Genomic DNA, 22,908 nt, shown 5'->3' with positions numbered 1-22,908 from the left:
ATCTACACGGCTTAATTGTCGTCGGCAGCGTCAGATGTGTATAAGAGACAGGCGGCCCGTGGGGGGGCCGCTGAGCGCCGTCGCCGGACGTGATGGGTCAGTTGGCTGCGCGGTAGGCGTCCTGGACCGCCTGAGGGATGCGTCCGCGCGACGACACGGCGTGCCCGTTCTTCGCGGCCCACTCGCGGATCGCGGCGAGGTTCTCGGCGCTGTTGCGGGTGCTGGTGCTCGAGGTGCGGCGCCCACGCTTGACCGGGCGTCCGGCTCCGATGTAGGGCTTCAGCGACTCGCGGAGGTTCTTCGCATTGTCTGCCCCGAGATCGATCTCGTATTCGGTTCCGTCGATCGCGAACCGGACGGTCTCTCCTGCACCGGAAGCGAGTTCGCTGCCGTCGAGATCGTCGATGTATGTGGTGATGACTTTCTGAGCCATGGGGGGTCCTCCTGAAGATATCCGTGGTGGGTCCGACGGTTATCCGATCATATCGAACACCACCAAGCGAATATGAATACCGACACGATACCGAAGTAATTCATCACCCAACGGATAGCGATGCTTCGGAGAAGAATGCAGATGCATATATCGGCGGGCCAATGCATATTCGGTTGATCGCCCAATTGTATTGAGTGAATCTGTCGAGACTATTCCGCTCGGCGTGACCGACTCCGCGCACGACGCCCGCGTGCTCCACCCGCCGAGCGCCGCGAGCGGTCGCGCACCGGCGCCGGCTCCTGGTCCAGGAGGGTGGACACGAACCGCCGCAACGCGACGGGCAGCGCCCCGCGCGGGGCCTGGTCGCGGAGGCTCCTCCCCGCGATCACCGCGGCGTCCACCACCCGCTGGTCCTCCGGCAGGAGCGCGGCCGCCTCGATCCCGCCGAAGCGGGAGAGCGTGGACGCCAATTGACCGGCCGGGCCGGTACCGAGCGCGACGCCACGCATCCGGTTCACCACCACCGAGATGCGCGACGGGTCGACGAGTTCGACGAGTTCCGCGTGGCCGCGGAGCAGCCTCGTGACCCCGACCGGGTCTGCCGCACCGACCTCGACCACCCGGTCTGCGGACCCGAGGACGGCGAACGCCGCCCCGTTCCGTCTGGGCGCGAACAGGTCGCTCGAGATCTCCTCGTCCGCCTCCAGGCAGAACGCCGTGTCGATCACGATGTCGTCCATCCACGCCCGGCACCGTTCGATGGTCGTCGCGACGCGTTCGGTCGACAGTTCCGTCCAGCGTGCCGCGCGCGAGATGCCGGTCAGGACCCGGAACGCGCCGGACGGCGACGGATGGACGACCGCGATCCGCTCGAGCTGCTCGATGTCGAGCGCCCCACTTCCGGCCAGTCGGCAGGCCGCGGCGAACCCGGGTGCCTCGTCGAGGAGGCCGAGCATGGCCGCGACGGATGACCCGTAGGTGTCCGCATCGATGAGGACGACCCGGCGGCCGCGCGCAGCGAGCTCACTGGCGATGCCTGCGGCGACGGTGGTCGTGCCGGGCGACCCGGCCGCACCCCACACGGCGATGACCCGCCCTGCGGCCTGGGCGACCGGACGAGGGCTGTCGCCGCCGAGGTCGAGCGGCGCGATGCTCCGATCGAGCTCCTCAGGATCGACCGGCAGGAGGACGATGTCGACGAGACCGAGCCCAGCCGCATGGCGCCGTTCGGACTCGCCGGACGCGAGCGCCACGACCCTCGTGCCCACGCGGTCCGCGAGGTCGATGAGTTCGGCGCGCAGGCGGTCGGTCCCGGGTGACACGAGCAGCACGTCGACGGGCGTACCGGCGCCGACGCGCTCCTCGAGTTCGGCGCCGTCGTGACAGCGCCAGGCGACGCGGTGTCCGAGGTCGAGCATCGTCGCGAGGATCTCACCCTCGACCCGTGGATCGAGGGCGAGTCCGACGCGCAGCATCAGCGTTCGCCGGGCTCGGTGGGGACCACGGACAGCAGGTGCGCCGCCGCCGTCGCCGAGAGCACCGTCGCGACGGCGGAGCGCGGGACCGCGAGCTCGAGGGCGACCGAACCACGGCCCGACAGGAGCCCTTCGTCCTCGCCGACCCGGACGACGGTCGCGGCCGAGACCAGCACCTCCGGGACACCGTACCCGTCGCCGTCCGGCGCGGCCGCCCAGAGGTCGACGACGGTCCCCGGCAGGATGTCGGCGCCGAGCCGTCCGGCCGGTTCGACGACGAGCGTGGTCACGCCGACGGCGCTCGCCTCGCCGAGCGCGTCGAGCGGCACGAGCTCCCCCGCTGCGATCGTCCGCGTGACGACGATCCCCGGCGGCGGTGCCGCTCCAGCTCCGAGGTACCCGCCCTCGACCGACCCCAGACGTGCGTCGATCACCTGGAGTGAGGAGCGGTCGAGCCGCGTTCCGGGCGTCAGCGTCTCGGACGCCGCATACACCGGGGTCGTCCGACTCGAGGTCGTGACGAGCCACCACACTCCCAGGATCGACGCGACCACCAGCATGAGGCCCACCAGGAAGCGTGGGTCCACCCAGATGCGCGACCGGGACACCTGCCGTCCGCCGACACCATGACGCAGTCCGGCGAGACGGTCGGTCATCCGCTCCCCGTCGATTCGCGCTCCTCCCGACTCCGATCCGTGTCCCCGCTCGCTTCCCCGCACCGTCTCCTCCTTCATGGGCACCCCGTGCGCCGCCTCCGGTCCCATGCTGCCCGGGCTCCGGACATCGCGCCGAAGTTATCCACAGCCCGGCGGACGCCGCCCGCGCGAGAGGATAATCGAGGAATGGAATCGCAGCGCGATGCGGCCCCGCTCGGTCGCTTCCTCACCGTCGCCGATACGGCCGAGGTCTTGAACGTCTCGGCCCAGCACGTGGCCGAGCTCATCTCGAGCGGTGAACTGCCCGCTATCCGGATCGGGCGCAGCGGACCGTGGCGCATCGAGTTCCCGGCACTCGAAGCCTTCATCAGCGGTCAGTACGAGGAGGCACGTCGTGCAGGCCTCTGGCACCAGGCCCAGCTCACCGAACTCGCCGAGTTCACCGGCGCCCCGATGCTCCGGCCCGTGCCGCCCCTCGGCTGAGCCCCGGTTCCGGCAAGCGCCCGACGCGCCGCCTCAGGCGGCACGCTCGACGACGACGACCTCAGCGAGCACGATGACGCGGATCTGCTCGATGCTCCGGCTGCGGCGCGGCGACCCTGGCTCGTGGACGGCCAGATCCAGATGGTCGCGGCCCACCCGGTCGACCGTGCCCGTCCAGCTCCCCGTCCGGGTCCGCACGATCACTGCTGCACGGCGTCGGCACAGATCACGGAGCAGGAACGAGACGGTGAGGCGGTCGAGCAGTCGCGGTTCGCGGACCGAGACGTCGTCGAGACTCCAATCGATCTGCGTCTGCGTCATGGCGATCGCCGCGATCGCATCGAGCGGGACGACCACCTCTCGGCCGCCCGGGGTACCGGAATCGGCCTGCAACCAGTCCTTCCCGATGCTCCGGACCCGCAGCCGCCAGGTCGTCCCGTCGACGAGTTCGACGACGAGCGGTCCTGGTGCGTCGGCGTCGCCGCAGAGGGCGACCAGCCGCTCGCGGAGCATGAGACGCCCACGCCGAAGCCGCTCGGCCTCGATGCGGACGGCGTCGTCGTCGACGGCGAGCTCGTCGTCGAGCTGACCGGCGAGATCGTCGAACAGGCTGTCCCAACGCATACGCCGACGGTAGTGCGCAGAGGGCGGCGACGTCCTGCGTTCTCCACAGACCCCTGGTCCTGGACACCAGGGAACTGACATGATGAGTGTGACATGTCAGATTCTGGTCGCCCGACTCGTGGCGGCCGCTCACCCCTCGGAGGCCCCATGAGCACCGTTGCCCGGCACGACGACGACGAGCCCGAAGCACGCACGGCTCGCCTCCGGCCGGCGCCTCCGCTCCCCGAGCGACGCACGCCGGAGATGCGGGCGGCGGCGCGCACCGGCGCTGACGACTACTTCGCGCCGCAGCCGGCGCCCCGAGCCGAACTCCCTGATCCGCGACCACTGCTCGAGAACCTCACGCGGAGCGTGATCGAGGTGATCGCCGGAGCCCGCGACCTCACACAGCTCGCGCGGTGGATCACCGCCGACGTGCACACCGTCCTGCTGAAGCGCGTGATCCTCGCCGAACGGGCACGACGCGTCCGCGGTGTCCCGGGTACCGTCCCGGTCGTCTCCATCGGCACCGTGACCGTCTCCGAGCCACGCGACGGCGTCGTCGAGTCCGTGGTCATCGTCCACGGACGAGCACGGTCCCGAGCCGTGGCCATCCGGCTGGAGGGCTTGGACGGCCGCTGGCGAGCGACCTCGGTGAGCGTGCTCTGACCGCCGCTGCACATCCGCCCGCAACCGACAGACGGGAGCCCTCCGAACCGATGTCACCATGGTCCGGAGGGCTCCCGTTCGTTCCGGCGTGGGCCTACTTCTTCTTGCCCTGCTTCCGACGGTCCGAACGGTTGCTCGGAGCAGCCGCAGGCGCCTCGGACTGCTGACCGAAGGCCCCGCGCGACGCCTTCGCGGCCGGGGCGGCCTTCGTCGCCGGAGCCGCATCGCCGGCGGGACGGTTCGTCTGCTGGAGCCGCTGTGCGCGTTCGGTGGCCGCCTTCTCGATCTGCCCGCGCTGGTTGCGGACCTCGACCCCACCCTGCTCACTCGGAGCGGAGTAACTGAGCTTCTCGGTGTCGGGGGTCTCCTGCGTCAGGCCCTTGGCCGTGATCGCCGGTGCAGCGGTGCCCGCATCGACCTCGCCGGCGACCTCGACCTCGAGGTTGAAGAGGAAGCCGACGCTCTCCTCGCGGATCTGCCCCATCATCTGCTGGAACATCGCGTAGCCCTCGCGCTGGTACTCGACCAGCGGGTCGCGCTGCGCCATGGCCCGCAGACCGATGCCGTCCTTCAGGTAGTCCATCTCGTACAGGTGGTCGCGCCAGCGGCGGTCGATCACCTGGAGGACGACGCGGCGCTCGAGTTCGCGCATCGCCGGGGCACCGAGCGACTCCTCGCGGTTGGTGTACGCGAGCTTGGCGTCGGAGAGGATCTCGCGGCGCATGAAGTCGCGGTTGATCCGTCCCTTCGTCCCCGCCTCCTGGACGACCTCGTCGATCGTCAGGCCGACGGGGTAGAGCGTCTTCAGCTCGGCCCAGAGTGCGTCGAAGTCCCAGTCGTCGCCGTTGCCCTCGCCGGTGTGCTCGTCGAGGACGTCGTCGACGACGCTCTCCAGGAACTGCTGTGCGCGATCGTGGAGGTCGTCGCCCTCGAGGATGTGGCGGCGGTCGGAGTAGATCGCCTCGCGCTGCCGGTTGAGGACGTCGTCGTACTTGAGCACGTTCTTGCGGATCTCCGCGTTCCGCGCCTCGACCTGCGACTGGGCGCTGCGGATCGCGCGGCTGACGATCTTCGACTCGATCGCGAGGTCGTCCGGCACGTTCTGGCGCCCCATGAGGCTCTCCGCGGCTCCGGCGTTGAAGAGGCGCATGAGGTCGTCGGTGAGGGACAGGTAGAACCGGCTCTCGCCGGGGTCGCCCTGACGGCCGGAGCGACCGCGCAGCTGGTTGTCGATGCGGCGCGACTCGTGGCGCTCGGTACCGAGGACGTAGAGTCCGCCGGCGTCGATGACCTTGTCGGCCTCCTCCTTGACCGCGGCCTTCACCTCGGTGAAGACCTCGTCCCACGCGGCCTCGTACTCCTCGGGGGTGTCGATCGGGCTGAGACCCTTGGCGTTCATCTCCGCGACGGCGAGGAACTCGGCGTTGCCGCCGAGCATGATGTCGGTTCCACGACCGGCCATGTTGGTGGCGACGGTGACCGAGCCGAGTCGACCGGCCTGGGCGATGATCGCGGCCTCACGCGCGTGGTTCTTCGCGTTGAGGACCTCGTGCTTGACGCCCTTCTTGGCGAGGAGCCTCGACAGGTACTCGCTCTTCTCGACGCTCGTCGTGCCGACGAGGACCGGCTGGCCCTGCTCGTGGCGCTCGACGATGTCCTCGACGACCTGCGCGAACTTCGCCTCCTCGTTCTTGTACACGAGGTCCGACTGGTCGATGCGCTGCATCGGGCGGTTGGTCGGGATCGGGACGACGCCGAGCTTGTACGTCGACATGAACTCCGCCGCCTCGGTCTCAGCCGTACCGGTCATGCCGGACAGCTTCTCGTAGAGACGGAAGTAGTTCTGGAGCGTCACGGTCGCGAGGGTCTGGTTCTCGGCCTGGACGGCCACGCCCTCCTTGGCCTCGATCGCCTGATGGATGCCCTCGTTGTAGCGACGTCCGACCAGGATGCGACCGGTGTGCTCGTCGACGATGAGCACCTCGCCGTTCATCACGACGTAGTCCTTGTCCTTCTTGAAGAGCGCGCGGGCCTTGATCGCGTTGTTCAGGAAGGAGATGAGCGGGGTGTTGGCGGACTCGTAGAGGTTGTCGATGCCGAGGTAGTCCTCGACCTTCTCGATGCCGGGCTCGAGCACGCCGACGGTGCGCTTCTTCTCGTCGACCTCGAAGTCTTCACCGGGCTCGAGTCGCACCGCGAGCCGGGCGAACTCCTGGAACCAGCGGTTCGCCTCGCCGGAGGCCTTCCCGGAGATGATGAGCGGGGTCCGTGCCTCGTCGATGAGGATGGAGTCGACCTCGTCGACCACGGCGAAGAAGTGACCGCGCTGGACCATGTCCTTGGCCTGCCACGCCATGTTGTCGCGGAGGTAGTCGAACCCGAACTGGTTGTTCGTGCCGTAGGTGATGTCGGCCGCATACTGCTCGCGGCGCTGCTCCGGCGTCTGACCCTCGACGATCACGCCGGTCGTCATGCCGAGCGCGCGGAAGACGCGCCCCATGATCTCCGACTGGTACGACGCGAGGTAGTCGTTCACCGTGACGATGTGCACGCCCTTGCCGGCGATGGCGTTGAGGTAGGCCGGGAGGGTCGCGACGAGCGTCTTGCCCTCACCGGTCTTCATCTCGGCGATGTTGCCGAGGTGCAGCGCGGCGCCACCCATGATCTGGACGTCGAAGTGACGCATGCCGATCGTGCGGCGTGCAGCTTCGCGCACCGCGGCGAAGGCTTCGGGGAGGAGGTCGTCGAGGGTCTCGCCGTTCTCGAAGCGCTCGCGCAGCTCGACGGTCTCGCTCTTCAGCTCCTCGTCGCTCAACTCCGTGAAGTCGTCCTCGAGGGCATTGACCGCCTTCGTGAGGCTGGTCAGCTTCCGGAGGATGCGACCTTCGCCGACGCGAAGGATCTTCTCAAGTGGTGAGGCCACGAATTGCTCTCCATTACGTGTTCCTGATCTCCGTCCTGGTCGACTGACCGGGACGGACGGGGTGCACCAGAACGGGGCAGTCCTCTGAACATGTTAGCGGGGAGTCCCTTGAGTGGACGCTGTGTATCGAGGGGCGGACGGATGTCGACGGAGCGCCGCCGCAGCGCGGGACGGACGGGTCACTAGGCTGGCGACACCTACGGCGTAGGTATTTCATGGAGGTTCGATGTCGGTCAAGCACGGTCTGCTCGCGATCCTCGCGCTCGGCGACGACTACGGGTACCGTCTGCGCGGTGAGTTCGACCGGCGGACGACACCCGACACACCGCTCAACGTCGGCCAGGCCTATGCGACCCTCGATCGTCTCGAGCGGGACAGGCTCGTCGAGCGGGCCGCCGTGGATGCGCAGGGGCATGTCTTCTACCGCATCACCGCCGACGGGCGCGACGTCCTCGAACGCTGGTGGGCGACACCGGTCACGGCGAGCGCTTCGCGAGACGAACTCCCGAACAAGGTCGCCCTCGCGGCGTCACTCGACGGCGTCGACGTGTTCGGGGTCATCGCCGTCCAACGCGCGTGGGCGCTCGATCTCGTGCAGCAGCTCGACGAGGATCTGTCGGCGCTCCCCCCGACGCCGCAGGGTGACATCGCGTGGATCGGGCTCGAAGCCAGACGGCGACGCTCCCTGGCCGAGCTCGACTGGCTCGAGGTGACCTCGGCACGCCTGCGGGTACACGACGCCGTCTTCGACGTCGCCACCGACATGCCACGACGCGGCCGCCCGGCGAACCGGGCGACCGCGTCGGTCGGGGTGCAGGACGCTAGTTCGAGCCGTCCTCGAGGCTGATCACGCCGTAGTCCCAGCCCTTGCGGCGGTACACGACGCTCGCCCGCTCCGACGAAGCGTCGATGAACAGGAAGAAGTCGTGGCCGACGAGTTCCATGCGGTCGACGGCGTCCTCGACGCTCATCCACTCCGCGGGGAACTCCTTCGTGCGGATGACGACGGGCGAGTACGCCTCCTGCTCCTCGTCCTCGTGGGTCAGCGTCGCGACGCTGCCGGTCGCGACCTGCTCGAGCAGCTCCGGTGCGGCAGGCGTGATGTCGACGCCACTGAACCCCTCGCTGCTGGCGGCGTGCAGGGAGGTGCGGTGCTTGCCGCGGTGCTCCTTCTTGCGGTCCTTCGAGCGGCGGACGCGCTCGAGCATCCGCGCGATCGCGAGATCGAAGGCCACGTACTTGTCGGAGCCGGTCGACTCCGCACGGACCAATGGTCCGGGGCCGACGAGCGTCAGCTCGACGCGGTCCTCGCCCTTGCGTCCGTTGGCGTCGTGATGGCGGGACACCTTGATGTCGAGCGACTGCGCCTGCTCGACCAGATGGGCGACCTTCTCCGCCTTCTCGGTCGCGTATTCGCGGAACCGATCGGTGATGCCGAGTCCAAGTCCGACGATGTTGATATCCACGTTCGACCTCCTCATCCGGCTGACCACCCGGTCCCGGGCGGTCCTTTCACGCCGTTCTGCAACCGTAGTGCCCGAGCCTGCGGAAGTCATCAGCGGTGTTCAGGGAACGTTCATCTTCCGGCCTCGTGACCCGCCGTCCGTTCACGGTCCGACCCTGGCGAGGGCCACGACACCGACGACGAGGCCACCGCCGTCGTGCATCGCCCGGACCGCTTCCCCGACGGTGGCGCCCGTCGTGACGACGTCCTCCACGAGCAGGAAGCGGCGCCCGTCGAGCCGCCGTGGCGCGACCAGGGCTTCGGCGAGGTTCTCCAGACGCTCCGCCCGGCCGAAGTCCCGCTGGTCGGCGGGCTCCCGCGCCCATCGCAGCGGGCGCGACGGTCTGGCGCCGAGCCGGCGCACGAGCTGCTCCACCGGGTGGAAGCCCCGATCGCGGGCGGCGCGTCGTCTGGCCGGAATCGTCGCGATCTCCGGCGAGACGCCGCCCATCGCCCGGCTCGCCTCGAGCACGGCGGACCGGAACGCCGGTTCGAGTGCGGCGGCCAGCGGTCGGACGAGGCCGGTCCGGGCATCCTCCTTGTAGGCGAGGAGGATGGCGCCGACGAACTCGTCGTAGCGACGGGCGGCGAGACCGGGGGTGCCGTCCGCACCGTTCCACCGCACGAGGAGGGCGTCGTCGTCGAGGGCCGCCGGTCGGACCAGACGCCTGCGGCAGTCGTCGCACAGCCCGCGGTCCGGCGCACCGCATCCGGCGCACGTGACCGGGACCACGAGGGCCCATGCGTCCAGGCAGGCCTCGCGGGCATGAGCGAGGGGCGTGCTTCGACTCGACGAGGATCGCATCATCCGATGGTCGCGCCCGTGCGGCGCGTCCGGTGGCGCATCGTCCGAGACGCAGACGGCCCCGGCACTCCGAACGCGCTGTGGAGCGCGTTCACTCAGTCGGGTGACCCCAGCTGGGTCGCGATGAACCGGACGCCGCTGCCCGCCTCCTGCCAGCTCGACCCACGGGGCAACAGCAGCCGACCGTCACTCGTGAGGGCCCGCAGTTGCGTCGGTCCATTGCCCCCGACCAGGTTCGTGACGTCCGCGAGCTTCGGTACGGGCGCGGAGCGGCCGCCGATCTGCTGCGTGACGATCGTCGTCCCGTCACCGCCGCCCAGCAGGACGGCGACGGTGATGTCGTCGACCCAGGTGACGGTCGTCGCCTCCGTGGACATGACGCGGAGCTCGACGGGATCGCCGAGTCGCAACGGCGCGTTCCGGTCACCGCGGATGATCGCGGCGGCCACGAGCCGCGACTGCGTCCCGTCCCGGAGCAGCGCGACGAGGCGAGTACCCTCCCGGGACACCTGGATCGAATCGATCGTGGACGCGCCGGTCCAACTCGTCGCGACCTGCACCGTGCCACCCGCGGCGTCGTGCGCGAGCAGCGCGGACGGCGCCGCCGCCGGCACGGTCCAGGTGAAGCCGAACGGGTCCATCGTCGGCGGGAGGAGTCCCGGGCGGGTGTCGACGAGCCGGATGTCGCCGTCGGCCTGGATCACCGTGACACCGGCGGCGGAACGGACCGCGGCCTGGTCATGGTCGGCGGACAACACGGCCGCGTCGGCCCCGGCCGCCACGACCGCCGTCGAGATCCCCGGCACGGCCTCGAGCCGGTTCCCCGAGGCGAAGCCGAACTCGTCCCCGCGCTGGACGAGCGCCCGGGGGTCGACCCGCGGTGCGGCGAGCGACAGCGGCGAGACCGTCTGCGTGGAATTGCCGACGACGGTGATCGCGACGTTCGAGACGGCGGCCACCCCGCCGACGCTGCCGGACAGCTGCACGAGGCTGCTGCTCAGCTGGAGCTGCATCCGCTGGAGGGTGACCGCGTCCGCTTGCAGGGCCGGTTTGGTCAGGTCCACGCGCGCGGTCCCGGCCTCGACCGGAACGGCGTCGCTCGTGAGCGAGGTCCCCTCGGGGAACGCCGTCGCCACCGCGCCCTTCAGCCACTCCGCCGGTCCGTCGAGCAGCGCCCCCACGATCCTCGTCGCGGTCGACGCCCGCGAGGGGAACCAACGTTGGTCGGGGACGAGTCGGGTGAAACTCGGGTCGAAGTAGCTCAGTGAGTAGGCCGCGAAGACGTCGGCGAAGGTCGATGACTCGAGGACGATGCCCGGCGGAGCGGCCGCGATCCGCCACTCCCCCCGCACCTGCTCGAAGGAGTAGGTCCAGCTCAGTGGCGACGAGTTCCCCGATTCGCGGTACTCACCCCGGTCGTCGACCGCCGCGACGGGGCTGACGGTGAGTTGCACCGTGTCGGCGACCGGGGCGAACGTGCGGCCGCCCTGGTCGATGGTCACTCCGGCGTCGGGATCCCAGTCGGACCGGAGCGCCGGTGCGAGGAACTCGCGCGCGATCTCGTAGTTGTTCTGCGGGCTCGCGGCGGCGTCGATGAAGCCCCGGAGGATCTGCTCCGGCGTCGCCCCCTCGGCGGGGCCCGGCGCGATGAAGTTGACGTCGACGTCGCCGCCGTCCCCCTCGACCGTTCCGCCGTCCTGCACGGAACCGCCCCGCGGGATGCCCACGCAGGCGCTGAGCACCACCACGAGGAGCATCGGCAGCGCCGCCGCAGCGATCCGACGTACTGCGGATCGTCGTCTCGGCGATCGTGCGGGGACGTCAACCACGAGCATCCTCCTTGTCGTCGTCGGCCGATCGCACGGTCGGGAGTGAGCGGGTCGTCGGCGCGGTGAGCTCGTCGACGATGGACTCGATCGCATCGTCGGGCGGCAGGCTGATGGGCGAGCGGACGATCTCCGTCCCGGGTTCGCGTGGGATGGTGAGGCGGAAGGACGAGCCGGCGGCGGGCTCCGACCAGACCTCCAGCCACCCCTCGTGCAGGACCGCGTCCTCGAGGGAGATCGCGAGTCCGAGCCCGGTGCCGCCGATGGTGCGCTTGCGGGACGGGTCCGCGCGCCAGAAGCGGTCGAACACGCGCTCGGTGGCCTCACGCGTCATGCCCTGGCCGTAGTCGCGTACCGCGATCGCGACCGAGGACTCGTTGCTGTCCACCGACACCACGATCGGTTTGCCCTCGCCGTGCTCGATGGCGTTGCCGACGAGGTTGCGCACGATCCGCCGGATCCGCCTCGGGTCCATCGGGACCGCCGAGTAGCCACCCGGTGCGACGATCCGGAGGTCCGAACCGGTCGGCTCCGCGAGCGGTCGGAGCTCCTCCACGACCTCCTCCGCGAGATGGACGAGACTCGTCGGTTCCAGTTCGAGTTCGATGCTCCCGGCGTCGTAGCGGCTGATCTCCAGCAGATCGGCCAGCAGGATCTCGAACCGCCCGACCTGATCGTGGAGGAGCTCGGCCGTCCGCTCGGTGGCCGGTGGGAAGGAGTCGCGCTGGTCGTAGAGCACGTCGCCGGCCAGGCGGATGGTCGTCAGAGGTGTGCGCAGCTCGTGTGAGACGTCCGACACGAACCGCTGCTGCACGAGCGAGAGGTCCGCGAGTTCCTTGATCTGCTTCTGCATGCTGGCGGCCATCCCGTTGAAGGAGCGGGCGAGGATGGCGAGCTCGTCCTCGCCCTTCTCGGGCATCCGCACGTCCAGGTCGCCGCCGGCCAGACGCTGACTCGTCTCGGCGGCGAACCGGATCGGTGTCGCGACGAAGCGGACGATGAACCACGCGGCACCACCGACGAGGATCATGAGGCCGACGCCCGCGAGGAAGAGGGTCCGTTGGACGAAACCGAGCGTCTGCTCCGAGTCGCTCAGGTCGTAACCCAGGTAGATCTCGTATGACCCCGCGGTCGGCATCGACACCATGGAACCGACGACGATGCCGGCGGTGGTCGAGCCGTCGGCGGCCGTGAGGGTCACCGACTGCCACTGGAGGGTGTCCGGGTCGGCCCGGACCGCCTCGCTGAGCGCGTCCGAGATGACGCCCCCTCCCAGCCCCGGCGACTCGAAGCCCGGAGGCGTGACCTGACTGGGGTCCTGCCCGGGCGCCCGGTAGGCGGCGATGAGACTGCTGCCGGAGGTCGTCTGGAGATCGGTCCGGACGGTCCCCATGAGCTGCTGGAGGGCGACGCGCTCGCTGGCGTCGGACGCGTCGAGGATGCTCTGCGCGGACGCGATGGCACGACCGGAGCCGCCGAGCGCCTGCTGCAGTCGGGATTGGAAGAGATCGTTGCCGATGCTGAACGAGAGGTAGGCACCGGTCAGGAGGATGGCGAGTCCCGAGAGGCCGACCGTGATGGCGACCGTCCGGAACTGCAGCGAGCGCCGCCACTGCGAGCGCACCTGCTGCGGCCACCTCCGCCACAGCCGCCAGTCGGCCGCCCAGCCGGCGAGTCGGGAGGCCATGTCGGATCAGCCGGTGACCGCGCCGGCGCGGTATCCGACGCCACGCACCGTCATGACGATCTTCGGGTTGTCGGGGTCTTCCTCGACCTTCGCGCGGAGCCGCTGCACGTGGACGTTCACGAGTCGGGTGTCGGCCTTGTAGTGGTATCCCCAAACCTGTTCGAGCAGCATCTCGCGGGTGAACACCTGCTGGGGTTTGCTCGCCAGTGCGAGGAGGAGGTCGAACTCCAGCGGCGTGAGCCCGATGACCCCGTCGGCGCGACGGACCTCGTGGCCCGCGACGTCCACGGTGAGGTCGCCGATGCGGAGGGTCTCAGCGAGGTCGGCGGCCGGCGCGCGCAGCCGCGTGCGGATCCGGGCGACGAGCTCCTTCGGGTTGAACGGCTTCACCATGTAGTCGTCGGCGCCGGACTCGAGCCCCTTCACCACGTCCGCGGTGTCGGACTTCGCGGTCAGCATGATGACCGGGACACCGGACTCTTGACGGATCAGGCGGCACACCTCGATCCCGTCGATCCCCGGGAGCATGAGGTCGAGGAGGACGAGGTCGGGCTTGGTGTCGCGGAACGCCTGGAGCGCGCCGCCCCCGTCCGCGCAGAACGACGGCTCGAAGCCCTCGGTGCGCAGCACGATGCCGATCATCTCGGCGAGTGCGGTGTCGTCGTCGACGACGAGAATGCGTGCGTTCATAGCTCCGTCTCGGGTGTGACCGGCCGGCCGCGCTGCCTGACCGGTGTCCTTACGTCTCGCCTCAGCGTAGTCGAAGTGTCCAGGAGAACCGCCGAACCGCCGGTCGCGGGCAGGCTCGGTGTGACAACATGGAGGGGTTCGAGACGGCGAGGGGGTGTTGCTGATGGACACGGAACAGCGAGCCGGGGGCGAGATGGGCGATCAGGATCCGAACCCGTGGGTGACGCCGCAGGGGCCACAGCAGCCGGTGGCGCCGGAGCAGGCGACACCGCAGCCGCTGCCACCGCAGCAGGGGTATCCACAGCAGCCCGGGTATCCGCCGCTGCCGCCGCAGGGGGCCCCGCAGCAGCCCGGGTATCCGCCACAGCAGGGATACGGCCAGCAGCCCGGGTATCCGGCGCAGGCGACGTACCCACAGCAGGGATACGGCCAGCAGCCGTATCCGCAGCAGGTCCCGCCCCAGTACACCCAGCCGTACCCCCAGGCTCAGCAGCCCGGGTACGGGACCCCTCCTTCGGCTCCGACCGCCGCCTATGACGCGAACCCGTACGCGACCGGTGCGTCCTGGGCCCCGGGTCCCCAGCAGGGATGGGCACCGCCGCCGAAGCCGGGGCTCATCCCGCTCCGGCCGCTGTCCTTCAGCGACCTGTTCGGCGCCCCCTTCCTCGTCCTGCGACGCAACCCGAAGGCGACGTTCGGGAGCGCCCTCCTCCTGCAGGGTCTCACCGCCGTCCTCTCCCTCGTCATCGTCGGCGTCGTCACCTGGCTCTCGTTGAGCCGGCTGTCGCAGGCGGCCCCCGGCGAGGAGGACGCCATCAGCGCCGGGGCGATCACGGCCATCATCCTGTCCTTCCTGATCCCGGTGGCGGTCTCGATCGCCGGCAGCGCGATCCTGCAGGGCATCATCGCGCAAGAGGTCGCTCGCGGCACCCTCGGCGAGAAGTTGCCGCTCGGCGTGCTCTGGCGACGCACGAAGGCGCGGTTCCTGCCGCTCATCGGTTACACCTTCCTCCTGATCGGTGTCGTGACGGTGTTCATCGCCGTCGCGGTGGGCCTCGGATTCGTGCTGACCGGTCTCGGCGGGACCGCGGGCGTGGCCCTGACGGTGGTCATGGGCATCGGCGCACTGCTCGTCCTGATCGCCGCTTCCGTGTGGCTCGGGACGAAGTTCTCCCTCACACCGAGCATCATCGTCCTCGAGAACGGCAAGGTCTTCGCCTCGCTCGCTCGCTCCTGGCGCCTGACCGACGGCTATTTCTGGCGGACCTTCGGCGTCCAGTTCCTCGTCTCCTCGGTCGTCAGTGTCGCGTCGCAGGTCGTCGCGACCCCGATCAGCCTGCTCGCGAGCCTCGTCCCCGTGCTGTTCGTCGGGGTGGACTCGGAGGCGACCATGATCGTCGCCACCATCGCCGCGCAGGGCCTGTCCCTGCTCGTCTCCGTCATCATCGGTGCGATCACGGTCGTCGTCGTCAGTGCCACGTCGGCGGTCATCTATGTGGACCTGCGGATGCGCAAGGAGGGGCTCGACCTCGACCTCGCGCGGTTCGTCGAGGCGCGCGCCGGCGGTCGCGAGACGGTCGACAACCCCTTCGACGTCGCGGCCGCCGGAGGCAAAGCGACCCGATGAGCCCGCTGTTCCTCGCGTCGCGCCTCGACGTCCCGCTCGTCCCGGATGCACCGGGCGCCCGGGACCTCCTGCAGCGCGAGCTGTCGAAGCCCGAGTACCAGACAGCGCAACCGTCGTTGTGGGACATCGTGTCGAAGGCGTTCTGGGACTGGGTGAACTCCCTCCGGGTGCCGGGTGAGGGCCCGTTCACCGGCCTGTTCCCGATCATCGCGATGACCGTGGTCGTCGTCGGGATCGTCATCGCGTTCATCGTGTGGGGCGTCCCCCGCCTCAACCGACGGAGCGCCCGTCAGCTCGACCTCTTCGGCGAACGCGACGATCGGACCGCCGATCGGTTGCGCCAGGACGCGAGGACCGCCGCCGCGGCCGGCGACTGGACCCTCGCGCTCCAGGAGCTGTACCGGGCGATCGCTCGCGGACTGTCCGAGCGGACGATCGTCGTGGTCACCCCCGGCACGACGGCGCACGGTTTCGCCGCCCGGGCGGCGGCCGCGTTCCCGCAGGACGGGCGGGCGCTCGCGGAGGCCGCGGACGTCTTCGACGCCGTCCGCTACCTCGAGGCGACGGGCACCGAGGCACAGTACCGTGAGCTCGAAGCGCTCGACGCACGGCTCTCCGCCGCCGCGCCGCAGCTGCTCGCCGACCCCGAGGAGCTGGTCCGGTGACGCTCACGATGAAGCCCACGGTGCAGCGGGAGCCCGAGCCCGACGTCGCCACGCCTCGGCTGCGAACCCGGCTGCGACGGAACCGGTTCTGGATCGTCGCGGCGGTCTTCGCGGTCGGGATCGCCCTCGTGCTCATGTTCGCGACGCGAGGCGCGTCGATCGACGCAGCCTTGCTCAGCCCGGGCAACCAGACCCCGAACGGCGGACGCGCGCTCGCGCAGGTGCTCCGCCAGGAGGGCGTCACCGTGACGGAGACCACCTCGCTCGACGCGACGCTCGAGGCGGTCGAGGACACCGGCAGCACCGTCCTCCTGTTCGATCCCAGCGGACTGCTCGACGCCTCGCAGCTCGAGCGGTTGAGCGACGCCGACGCCGGACTCGTCGTCGTCACCCCCCGGGCCGCGGCGCTCCGCACCCTGTTCCCCGGCGTCTCGTTCGCGGGCAGCTCGGACACCGCCGACGTCCTGTCGTCCGACTGCGGCGACCCCACCGCCGAGCGGGCGGGGACGGTCACCGGTGGCTGGACCCTGTACACGACCACCGACGCCGACGCCGAGCGCTGTTTCACCGCCGACGGCGGCGGGAGCGCGGTCGTGACGCAGGCGGACGGCGCACGGGTGCTGCTCGGCTCGGCCGACGCCCTGACGAACGATGTCATCGACCGTGCGGGGAACTCCGCCCTCGCGCTCGGCCTGCTCGGCTCCACCGAGCAGTTGGTCTGGTACCTGCCGAGCCTCGCCGACGTGCCGGTCACCGGTCCCCCGAGCCTCGACGAGCTGACGCCGAGCTGGGTCGCCGGAGTCACCGGCACCGTCGTCGTCACGGCGATCCTGGCCATGTTCTGGCGCGGACGACGCTTCGGCCCGCTCGTCATCGAGGACCTGCCCGTCGCGGTCCGCGCGAGCGAGACGATGGAGGGGCGCGCACGCCTCTACCAGCGGTCCGGCAACCGTCAGCGGGCGCTCGACGCACTGCGGATCGGCACCGTGTCCCGCCTCGCGGTCGCCGCAGGCCTCTCCCGCCACGCCTCGGTCGTCGAGGTCGCCGACACGGTCGCCGGGCTCGCCGGACTCGACCCTCGGCACGTGCGGTCCGTCCTGCTCGACGCCGTACCGACGAGCGACGCCGACCTCGTCTCCCTGTCCGATCACCTGCTCGATCTCGAAGCCGCCGTCGCGCGCGCCACGGACCTCACCGGAAGGAACCATCCATGACCGACGCCCCCGTGCCAGGATCCACCGCACCGAACCCCGACGACCTCCGGCGAGCACTCGCCCAGGTCCGGGTCGAGGTCGGCAAGGCCGTCGTGGGTCAGGACGCCGCCGTCACCGGGCTCGTCATCGCGCTTCTCGCCAAGGGCCACGCGCTCCTCGAGGGTGTGCCCGGCGTCGCGAAGACGCTCCTCGTCCGCTCGCTCAGCCACGCGCTGAGTCTGGACACGAAGCGCGTGCAGTTCACGCCCGACCTCATGCCCGGCGACGTCACCGGGTCGCTCGTCTACGACGCCAAGACCGGCGAGTTCGAGTTCCGCGAGGGCCCGGTGTTCACGAACATCCTGCTCGCCGACGAGATCAACCGCACACCCCCGAAGACCCAGTCCGCCCTGCTGGAGGCGATGGAGGAGCGCCAGGTCAGCGTCGACGGCCGTTCGCTCCCACTCCCGGACCCGTTCATCGTCGCCGCCACGCAGAACCCGATCGAGTACGAGGGCACCTACACGCTCCCCGAGGCTCAGCTCGACCGTTTCCTGCTGAAGCTCGTCCTCGACGTGCCCGAACGCGACGTCGAGGTGGAGGTGCTCCGTCGGCATTCCGCCGGGTTCAGCCCGCGCGACCTCACGGCTGCAGGTGTCAGGCCGGTCATGGGCGCGGCCGATCTGCGGGCGGCGCAGCTCGAGGTCGGACGCGTGGGTGCCAGCGCCGACGTCCTCGCCTACATCGTCGACCTCGCGCGCGCCACTCGGCGCAGCCCGTCCGTCCGGCTCGGGGTCAGCCCTCGAGGGACGACCGCCCTCCTCGCGTCGGCGAAGGCCTGGGCCTGGCTGAGCGGCTACCAGTCGATCACCCCCGACCACGTGCAGACGATGGTCCTCCCGGTGTGGCGCCACCGCATGCAGCTGCGGCCCGAGGCCGAGCTCGAGGGTGTCTCGGTCGACGCGATCCTGCGTTCGATCATGCAGCAGGTGCAGGTGCCCATCTAGATGGCCGTCACCGGGAGGTTCGTCGCGCTCGTCGCGTTCGGCATCGTGCCGATCGTGGTGCTCGGCGTGCTCACGGGCGACGCAGCTCCGGCGTTCATCGCATGGCTCGTGCTCGCCGCCGCGCTCGGAACGGTCGACCTCGTGGTCGCCGGTTCGCCTCGGGACATCGTCCTGCAACGGCAGCTGCCGTCCCGGGTCCGGCTCGGTGACTCGGCGACGAGCACCCTCTTCCTCACCAACCGCGGAGGTCGCCGCGTCCGGGCGCTGGTACGCGACGCCTGGCAGCCGTCCGCCGGCGCGCCCGCCGAGCGACTCCGCGTCGACCTCCCGCCCGGTGAGCGGCGGAGCGTCAGCCTGGTGCTCACGCCGTTCCGTCGGGGCGAGCGGCGGGTGTCCCAGGTCACGGTGCGGTCGTTCGGTCCGCTCGGTCTCCTGGCTCGACAGGCGACGCTGAACAGCGCCGGGCACCTCCGAGTCCTGCCGGCGTTCAACTCCCGGAAGCACCTCCCGAGCCGGATCGCACGCCTCCGCGAGCTCGACGGCGCGACGAGCGTCATGGTCCGCGGTCAGGGCACCGAGTTCGACTCCCTCCGCGAATACGTGCGAGGTGATGACGTCCGTTCGATCGACTGGCGTGCCACGGCACGACGCGGCGACGTCATGATCCGCACCTGGCGGCCAGAGCGCGACCGCCGGGTCGTCATCGTCACCGACACCGGCCGCACCTCCGCCGCGCGCATCGCCGACGAGCCGCGCATCGACACCGCGTTCGAAGCCGCGCTCCTCCTGGCCGCGCTCGCCACGAGAGCAGGCGACCGCATCGACTATCTCGCCTACGACCGTCGCGTGCGTGGTCGCGTCCAGGGGGCGACCGGCGCCGAACTCCTCTCCAGGATGGTCGATGCGATGGCGCTCGTCGACCCGGAACTCATCGAGACCGACTGGGACGCCGTCCCCGGCCAGGTCAGGCAGATCACGAACCAGCGCGCCCTCGTCGTCCTGCAGACCTCGATCGACGCCCCCGGGGCCGCGCGCGGGCTCCTCGCCGTCCTCCCCCAGCTCACGCAGCGCCACACGGTCGTCGTGACGAGCGTCGTCGACCCGGCGACCCTCGAGGCCACGCGCGACCGCGGCGACCGCGAGACCGTCTACCGCGCCGCTGCGGCCGAACGCGCCCTGCTGGACATCGAACGCGTGTCGGCGGCGATCAGACAGCTCGGGGCCGACGTCGTCACCGGTTCGCCGGAGACCCTCCCCCCGGCGCTCGCCGACGCCTACATCGCGCTCAAGGCCTCCGGTCGGCTCTAGCCCGATCCGTCGCCGATCGAGCGGCTTCCTCCGAGTGCCGGCCGGAACCGGATCGACGGGTCAGCGGCCCTTACGCTTCTTGCGGCGTTCCCGGGCGAGCTCCTCCTGCTTGGCCTTGCGCGCGGCGAGCTGGGCGCCTCGGCTCGTCCCGGCGGCGGTGCCCTGGGTCGAACCGGCCTTCGGCGCCTTCCGTCGTCTCGCGGCCTGCTGCGGTGCAGGAGCGGCGGCCTGCTCGGTCGGGGCGGACCGTCGCGAGCTGTTGGCCGTGCGTCCGCGCACGATGCCGATGAACTCCTCCACGGCTTCGTCCTCGCGGTCCTGCGGCCAGACCAGCACGACCGGGATCGAAGGAAGACCGACGATCGGACGGTACTCCACGTCCTTCCGCTGGTGCAGTCGCGCGACCGACTGCGGGACCACGACGATCCCGACCTCGGACGCGGCCAGTTCGACCGCTGCCTCCGGGTCGTCGGTCAACGGGGCCGCCGGGGCGTCGAACCCGAGCACGGCGGCACGTTCGGCCCACTCGAGGACGAGCGGCGTCATGATCAGCTGCTCGTCGGCGAGCGCGGCCATTCCGACCGTGTCCTCGGCTCCGAGTGCAGCGCCCTTGGCGAAGACGACGACGGGGAGTTCCTCGAACAGGGCGATCGTGTTCAGCCCGTCCTGGTCGATCGGGACTCGGGCGAGCACGACGTCCGCCGCACCGGAGGCCAGGACCGCTCGCTGCTCGTCGAGGTCCACTCGGATCAGGCGGAGTTCGTCGTCCGGACGGCGCTCGCTCCAGATGCGCGCCCACTTCCCCGGGTTCACGCCGCGCGCGTAGGCGACGGTCAGCGCCGGCGGGACGATCTCCGGCACCGTGTCGGCACCGATCCCGTCGTCGCCGACCTCGATCCCATCGACCTGGTCGTCCTGCCTGTCCATCGAAGCCTCCACTGCTCGGCTTGCCACACTACTGCAGCTCGGTCGACGGGTGATCCGGCCGGTTGGGCGAGGACACCGCAGCGAGGTACGCTGAGCGGATGGGTGCGAGCGAACAGATCATGAAACCGGCGACCGCGGCGAAGAAGCTCGGGGTCTACCTGCCGGCGACCCCGGCGTCGTTCCAGGAGGAGCCGATCACGCGGTCGGCGTTCCTCGAACTACAGGCGAACCCGGCGGACTGGCTCGTCGAGCTCCGCAAGAACGGACCGCACCCGCGCGACGTCGTCGCCCGCAAGCTCGGCGTATCGACCTCCGGTCTGGCTCGCGCCGAGATCACCGAGGCGTTGACCACCGAACAGATCCAGGAACTCCTCCGCACGCTACCCGCCTGGCTCGTACAGGAGCGCGCCGTCCACGCCGAGGTGAACGCCGAGAACGCCCGGGTCAACGCGAGGAACGCCGAGCGCCGCGCACGATCCGAAGCCGGCGAGTAGCCGTCAGCCGGCGACGATCCGCTTCGCGCCGGCCTCGAACTCAGCCAGATCACCGCGCTCGCCCGAGCGGTACGCGCGGCCGCCCCACCAGCACATGTAGGTCAGGAATGCGGCGAGCGCTCCCCCGCCGATGAGCATCTTGACCGCCCACGGCCACGGTGCGGGCGTCACGAAACCCTCGACGAGCCCCGAGACGAAGAGCACGATCACCAGCCCGATGGCGATCGTGAACAGCGCTCGGCCCTCCTCGGCAAGCGCCTGGCCCCTCGTCCGTGGCCCCGGTGCCACCCAGGCCCAGAAGATGCGCAGACCCGCCGCTGCCGCGACGAACACCGCCGTGAGCTCGAGCATGCCGTGCGGGAGGATGTACTCGAAGAACACGTCGCCCTTGCCGTAGGCGAACATGACCCCTGCGGCCTGCCCGACCCCCTGGGCGTTGGTGACGATGATGTACGGTACCCAGACACCGCTGATGCCGAACGCGACGCATTGCGCTGCGATCCACGCGTTGTTGGTCCACACCTGGCCGGCGAAGCTCGCAGCCGGGTTGTTGGAGTAGTAGGCGACGAAGTCGTCCTCGACGTACTGCTTGAGCTGGGCGTCGGTACCGAGGTTCGCGAGGACCTGTGGGTTGCCGGCGATCCACACGGCGTACAGGGTCGCGATGACGACCGTCGCGACCGCGACCGCGAGGGTCACCCATCGGACCCGGTAGAGCGCGGCCGGCAGCGCCAGGACGAAGAACCGCGGGACACTCGACAACACGTTCGCGCTGGCCCCGGTGAACCGGAGGCGCGCCCGCGAGAGCGACACCGAGAGGCGGTCGCCGACGAGGGTCGATCCGGCCGTCGTCTTGATCGCGGAGAGCTGGGTCGCTCCGGCCTGGTAGCGGTCGATCAGCTCGTCGGCCTCCGGCCCGCTGAAGAACCGCTGCTTGCCGAGCGCGTCGAGGCGGTCCCATTCCTGGCGGTGGGCTGCGGAGTAGGCGTCGAGGTCCATCGCAGCCATGCTACGCGGTGGTGGCGCTCCATGGCCGGTCCCCCGCGCATCTGCTTGAATGGAGCACATGTCCGAACCGGCCCGGGTCCCGCTGCACGAGACGACGCTGGACGACGGCACCGAGCTGATCACCGGCGAGGCGGTCGCCCTCGACGTGCGGCCCACCGGATTCATCCTGCGCGCGGCGGGCGCCATCATCGACTACGTGGTGTCCATCCTCGTGTTCGTCGGCCTCATGCTCGCGATGTTCTCCTGGATCCTGTCCGGGGTCGCCATGGACACCGCGATGTTCACCGCCATCGTGCTCGGCCTGACCGTGCTCTGCCTCGTCGTCCTGCCGGCAGCGGTCGAGATCGCCACCCGCGGACGGTCGCTCGGCAGACTCGTGGTCGGTGCCCGCATCGTCCGGGACGACGGGGGTGCACCTGGCTTCCGGCACGCGTTCATCCGTGCCCTCACCGGGTACTTCGAGATCTACGCCACAGCTGGTGGCATCGCTGCACTCACCGGCCTGCTCAGTGCTCGCTCGAAGCGCCTCGGCGACGTGCTCGCCGGGACCTACAGTCAACGTGAGCGTCTGCCGCGGGTGGTGGAGCCCGTCGCGATGATCCCACCGCAGCTCGCGGCCTGGGCCGGCGGTGCCGACGTGGCCCGGCTGCCCGATCCGCTGGCGCGGCGCGTCACCCAGTTCCTCAAACAGGCCGGATCGCTCACCCCGGCCACGAGGACCCGATTGGCGGCCGAACTCGCGGCAGAGCTGTCCAGATTCGTGTCGCCGCTGCCGATCGCTCCGCCGGAAGCGTTCCTCGTCGGTGTCTCCGTCATCCGCCGGGAGCGCGAGTACCAGGCCCAACTCGCGGCCCGTCAGCGCCTGTCACTCCTCCAGCCGGTGCTGAGCGGTCAGCCGCACCGGTTCCCCGACCGCTGAGGCGGG

22 protein-coding genes are annotated in these 22,908 nt (G+C 70.3%); 10 read left to right on the top strand and 12 right to left on the bottom strand.

The genetic code is table 11. From position 1 onward, the window contains the following. Positions 1–97: 97 nt before the first annotated feature. From ACQG07_RS15965 to ACQG07_RS15955, 3 genes are all read right to left on the bottom strand, one after another. Positions 98–433, bottom strand: a complete 336-nt coding sequence (locus tag ACQG07_RS15965) for a histone-like nucleoid-structuring protein Lsr2 (protein WP_085513359.1) — start codon at positions 431–433, stop codon at positions 98–100. Between the two features lie 209 nt (positions 434–642). Beyond that, a complete protein-coding gene (locus ACQG07_RS15960) occupies positions 643–1,908 on the bottom strand; it encodes an AAA family ATPase (protein WP_274500763.1) in 1,266 nt (421 codons plus the stop codon). Further along, positions 1,908–2,564, bottom strand: a complete 657-nt coding sequence (locus ACQG07_RS15955; protein WP_274500762.1) for a hypothetical protein — start codon at positions 2,562–2,564, stop codon at positions 1,908–1,910. The genes ACQG07_RS15960 and ACQG07_RS15955 overlap by 1 nt, the downstream gene beginning before the upstream one ends. A 186-nt stretch (positions 2,565–2,750) precedes the next feature. On the opposite strand from ACQG07_RS15955, the gene ACQG07_RS15950 reads away from it, so the two are divergent. Then, entirely contained in the window at positions 2,751–3,047 is a 297-nt protein-coding gene (locus tag ACQG07_RS15950; RefSeq protein WP_079707250.1) for a helix-turn-helix domain-containing protein, read from the top strand. Between the two features lie 33 nt (positions 3,048–3,080). Here ACQG07_RS15950 and ACQG07_RS15945 read toward each other — a convergent pair whose 3' ends face one another. Beyond that, positions 3,081–3,671: a hypothetical protein gene (locus tag ACQG07_RS15945; RefSeq protein WP_274500760.1), complete on the bottom strand. Its 591-nt coding sequence runs from the start codon at positions 3,669–3,671 to the stop codon at positions 3,081–3,083. 147 nt (positions 3,672–3,818) lie between these two features. Here ACQG07_RS15945 and ACQG07_RS15940 point away from each other — a divergent pair, with 147 nt between their 5' ends. Beyond that, a complete protein-coding gene (locus ACQG07_RS15940; protein ID WP_249404928.1) occupies positions 3,819–4,319 on the top strand; it encodes an Rv3235 family protein in 501 nt (166 codons plus the stop codon). A 94-nt stretch (positions 4,320–4,413) separates the two neighbouring features. Here the strand turns inward: ACQG07_RS15940 and secA are convergent, their stop codons facing one another. Further along, the gene (gene secA / locus ACQG07_RS15935; protein WP_079707252.1) at positions 4,414–7,242 is read right to left on the bottom strand and encodes a preprotein translocase subunit SecA; all 2,829 of its coding nucleotides are present in this window, start codon (positions 7,240–7,242) and stop codon (positions 4,414–4,416) included. Positions 7,243–7,468: 226 nt separating this feature from the next. Between secA and ACQG07_RS15930 the strand changes: the two genes are divergently transcribed. Then, the gene (locus tag ACQG07_RS15930; RefSeq protein ID WP_274500757.1) at positions 7,469–8,089 is read left to right on the top strand and encodes a PadR family transcriptional regulator; all 621 of its coding nucleotides are present in this window, start codon (positions 7,469–7,471) and stop codon (positions 8,087–8,089) included. Here ACQG07_RS15930 and hpf read toward each other — a convergent pair. The 5 genes from hpf to mtrA form a co-directional block, all read right to left on the bottom strand. Then, positions 8,064–8,708 (bottom strand): ribosome hibernation-promoting factor, HPF/YfiA family, encoded by a 645-nt coding sequence (hpf, locus tag ACQG07_RS15925; RefSeq protein ID WP_064295235.1) that lies wholly within the window; start codon positions 8,706–8,708, stop codon positions 8,064–8,066. The genes ACQG07_RS15930 and hpf overlap by 26 nt on opposite strands. Positions 8,709–8,849: 141 nt before the next feature. Beyond that, a complete protein-coding gene (locus tag ACQG07_RS15920; RefSeq protein WP_426738783.1) occupies positions 8,850–9,551 on the bottom strand; it encodes a ComF family protein in 702 nt (233 codons plus the stop codon). Positions 9,552–9,646: 95 nt separating this feature from the next. After that, positions 9,647–11,380 (bottom strand): LpqB family beta-propeller domain-containing protein, encoded by a 1,734-nt coding sequence (locus tag ACQG07_RS15915; RefSeq protein ID WP_274500753.1) that lies wholly within the window; start codon positions 11,378–11,380, stop codon positions 9,647–9,649. Then, complete coding sequence (gene mtrB, locus ACQG07_RS15910) at positions 11,373–13,064, bottom strand: MtrAB system histidine kinase MtrB (RefSeq protein WP_079707256.1); 1,692 nt, start codon at positions 13,062–13,064, stop codon at positions 11,373–11,375. The genes ACQG07_RS15915 and mtrB overlap by 8 nt, the downstream gene beginning before the upstream one ends. Before the next feature lie 6 nt (positions 13,065–13,070). Further along, a complete protein-coding gene (gene mtrA / locus ACQG07_RS15905) occupies positions 13,071–13,754 on the bottom strand; it encodes an MtrAB system response regulator MtrA (RefSeq protein ID WP_064295232.1) in 684 nt (227 codons plus the stop codon). Between the two features lie 163 nt (positions 13,755–13,917). On the opposite strand from mtrA, the gene ACQG07_RS15900 reads away from it, so the two are divergent. From ACQG07_RS15900 to ACQG07_RS15880, 5 genes are read left to right on the top strand one after another with little or no spacing between them, the layout of a single operon-like run. After that, a complete protein-coding gene (locus ACQG07_RS15900) occupies positions 13,918–15,381 on the top strand; it encodes a hypothetical protein (RefSeq protein ID WP_426738782.1) in 1,464 nt (487 codons plus the stop codon). Next, positions 15,378–16,046 (top strand): DUF4129 domain-containing protein, encoded by a 669-nt coding sequence (locus tag ACQG07_RS15895; protein ID WP_274500751.1) that lies wholly within the window; start codon positions 15,378–15,380, stop codon positions 16,044–16,046. The genes ACQG07_RS15900 and ACQG07_RS15895 overlap by 4 nt, the downstream gene beginning before the upstream one ends. After that, positions 16,043–17,260, top strand: a complete 1,218-nt coding sequence (locus tag ACQG07_RS15890; protein ID WP_426738781.1) for a DUF4350 domain-containing protein — start codon at positions 16,043–16,045, stop codon at positions 17,258–17,260. Before ACQG07_RS15895 ends, ACQG07_RS15890 begins: the two co-directional genes overlap by 4 nt. Next, positions 17,257–18,246, top strand: a complete 990-nt coding sequence (locus ACQG07_RS15885) for an AAA family ATPase (RefSeq protein ID WP_079707257.1) — start codon at positions 17,257–17,259, stop codon at positions 18,244–18,246. Before ACQG07_RS15890 ends, ACQG07_RS15885 begins: the two co-directional genes overlap by 4 nt. After that, a complete protein-coding gene (locus ACQG07_RS15880; protein ID WP_159879343.1) occupies positions 18,247–19,554 on the top strand; it encodes a DUF58 domain-containing protein in 1,308 nt (435 codons plus the stop codon). It begins immediately after the preceding gene. A gap of 60 nt (positions 19,555–19,614) precedes the next feature. On the opposite strand, the gene ACQG07_RS15875 is transcribed toward ACQG07_RS15880, so the two are convergent. Next, positions 19,615–20,481, bottom strand: coding sequence for a LysR family substrate-binding domain-containing protein (locus ACQG07_RS15875; RefSeq protein WP_411558604.1), 867 nt, complete (start codon positions 20,479–20,481; stop codon positions 19,615–19,617). A gap of 98 nt (positions 20,482–20,579) precedes the next feature. On the opposite strand from ACQG07_RS15875, the gene ACQG07_RS15870 reads away from it, so the two are divergent. Beyond that, positions 20,580–20,975, top strand: coding sequence for a DUF5997 family protein (locus ACQG07_RS15870; protein ID WP_056012681.1), 396 nt, complete (start codon positions 20,580–20,582; stop codon positions 20,973–20,975). Positions 20,976–20,978: 3 nt separating this feature from the next. Here the strand turns inward: ACQG07_RS15870 and ACQG07_RS15865 are convergent, their stop codons facing one another. Then, positions 20,979–21,974 (bottom strand): stage II sporulation protein M, encoded by a 996-nt coding sequence (locus ACQG07_RS15865; RefSeq protein ID WP_079707261.1) that lies wholly within the window; start codon positions 21,972–21,974, stop codon positions 20,979–20,981. 67 nt (positions 21,975–22,041) lie between these two features. Here ACQG07_RS15865 and ACQG07_RS15860 point away from each other — a divergent pair, with 67 nt between their 5' ends. Then, entirely contained in the window at positions 22,042–22,902 is an 861-nt protein-coding gene (locus ACQG07_RS15860; protein WP_426738780.1) for an RDD family protein, read from the top strand. Positions 22,903–22,908 lie beyond the last annotated feature (6 nt).

The sequence above is a fragment of the Plantibacter sp. 2H11-2 genome (genome assembly GCF_050031945.1).
GTDB classification, from domain to species: domain Bacteria; phylum Actinomycetota; class Actinomycetes; order Actinomycetales; family Microbacteriaceae; genus Plantibacter; species Plantibacter auratus.
The sequence above is the reverse complement of the archived record's forward strand: the minus strand, read 5'-3'. Positions and strand labels throughout refer to the sequence as shown.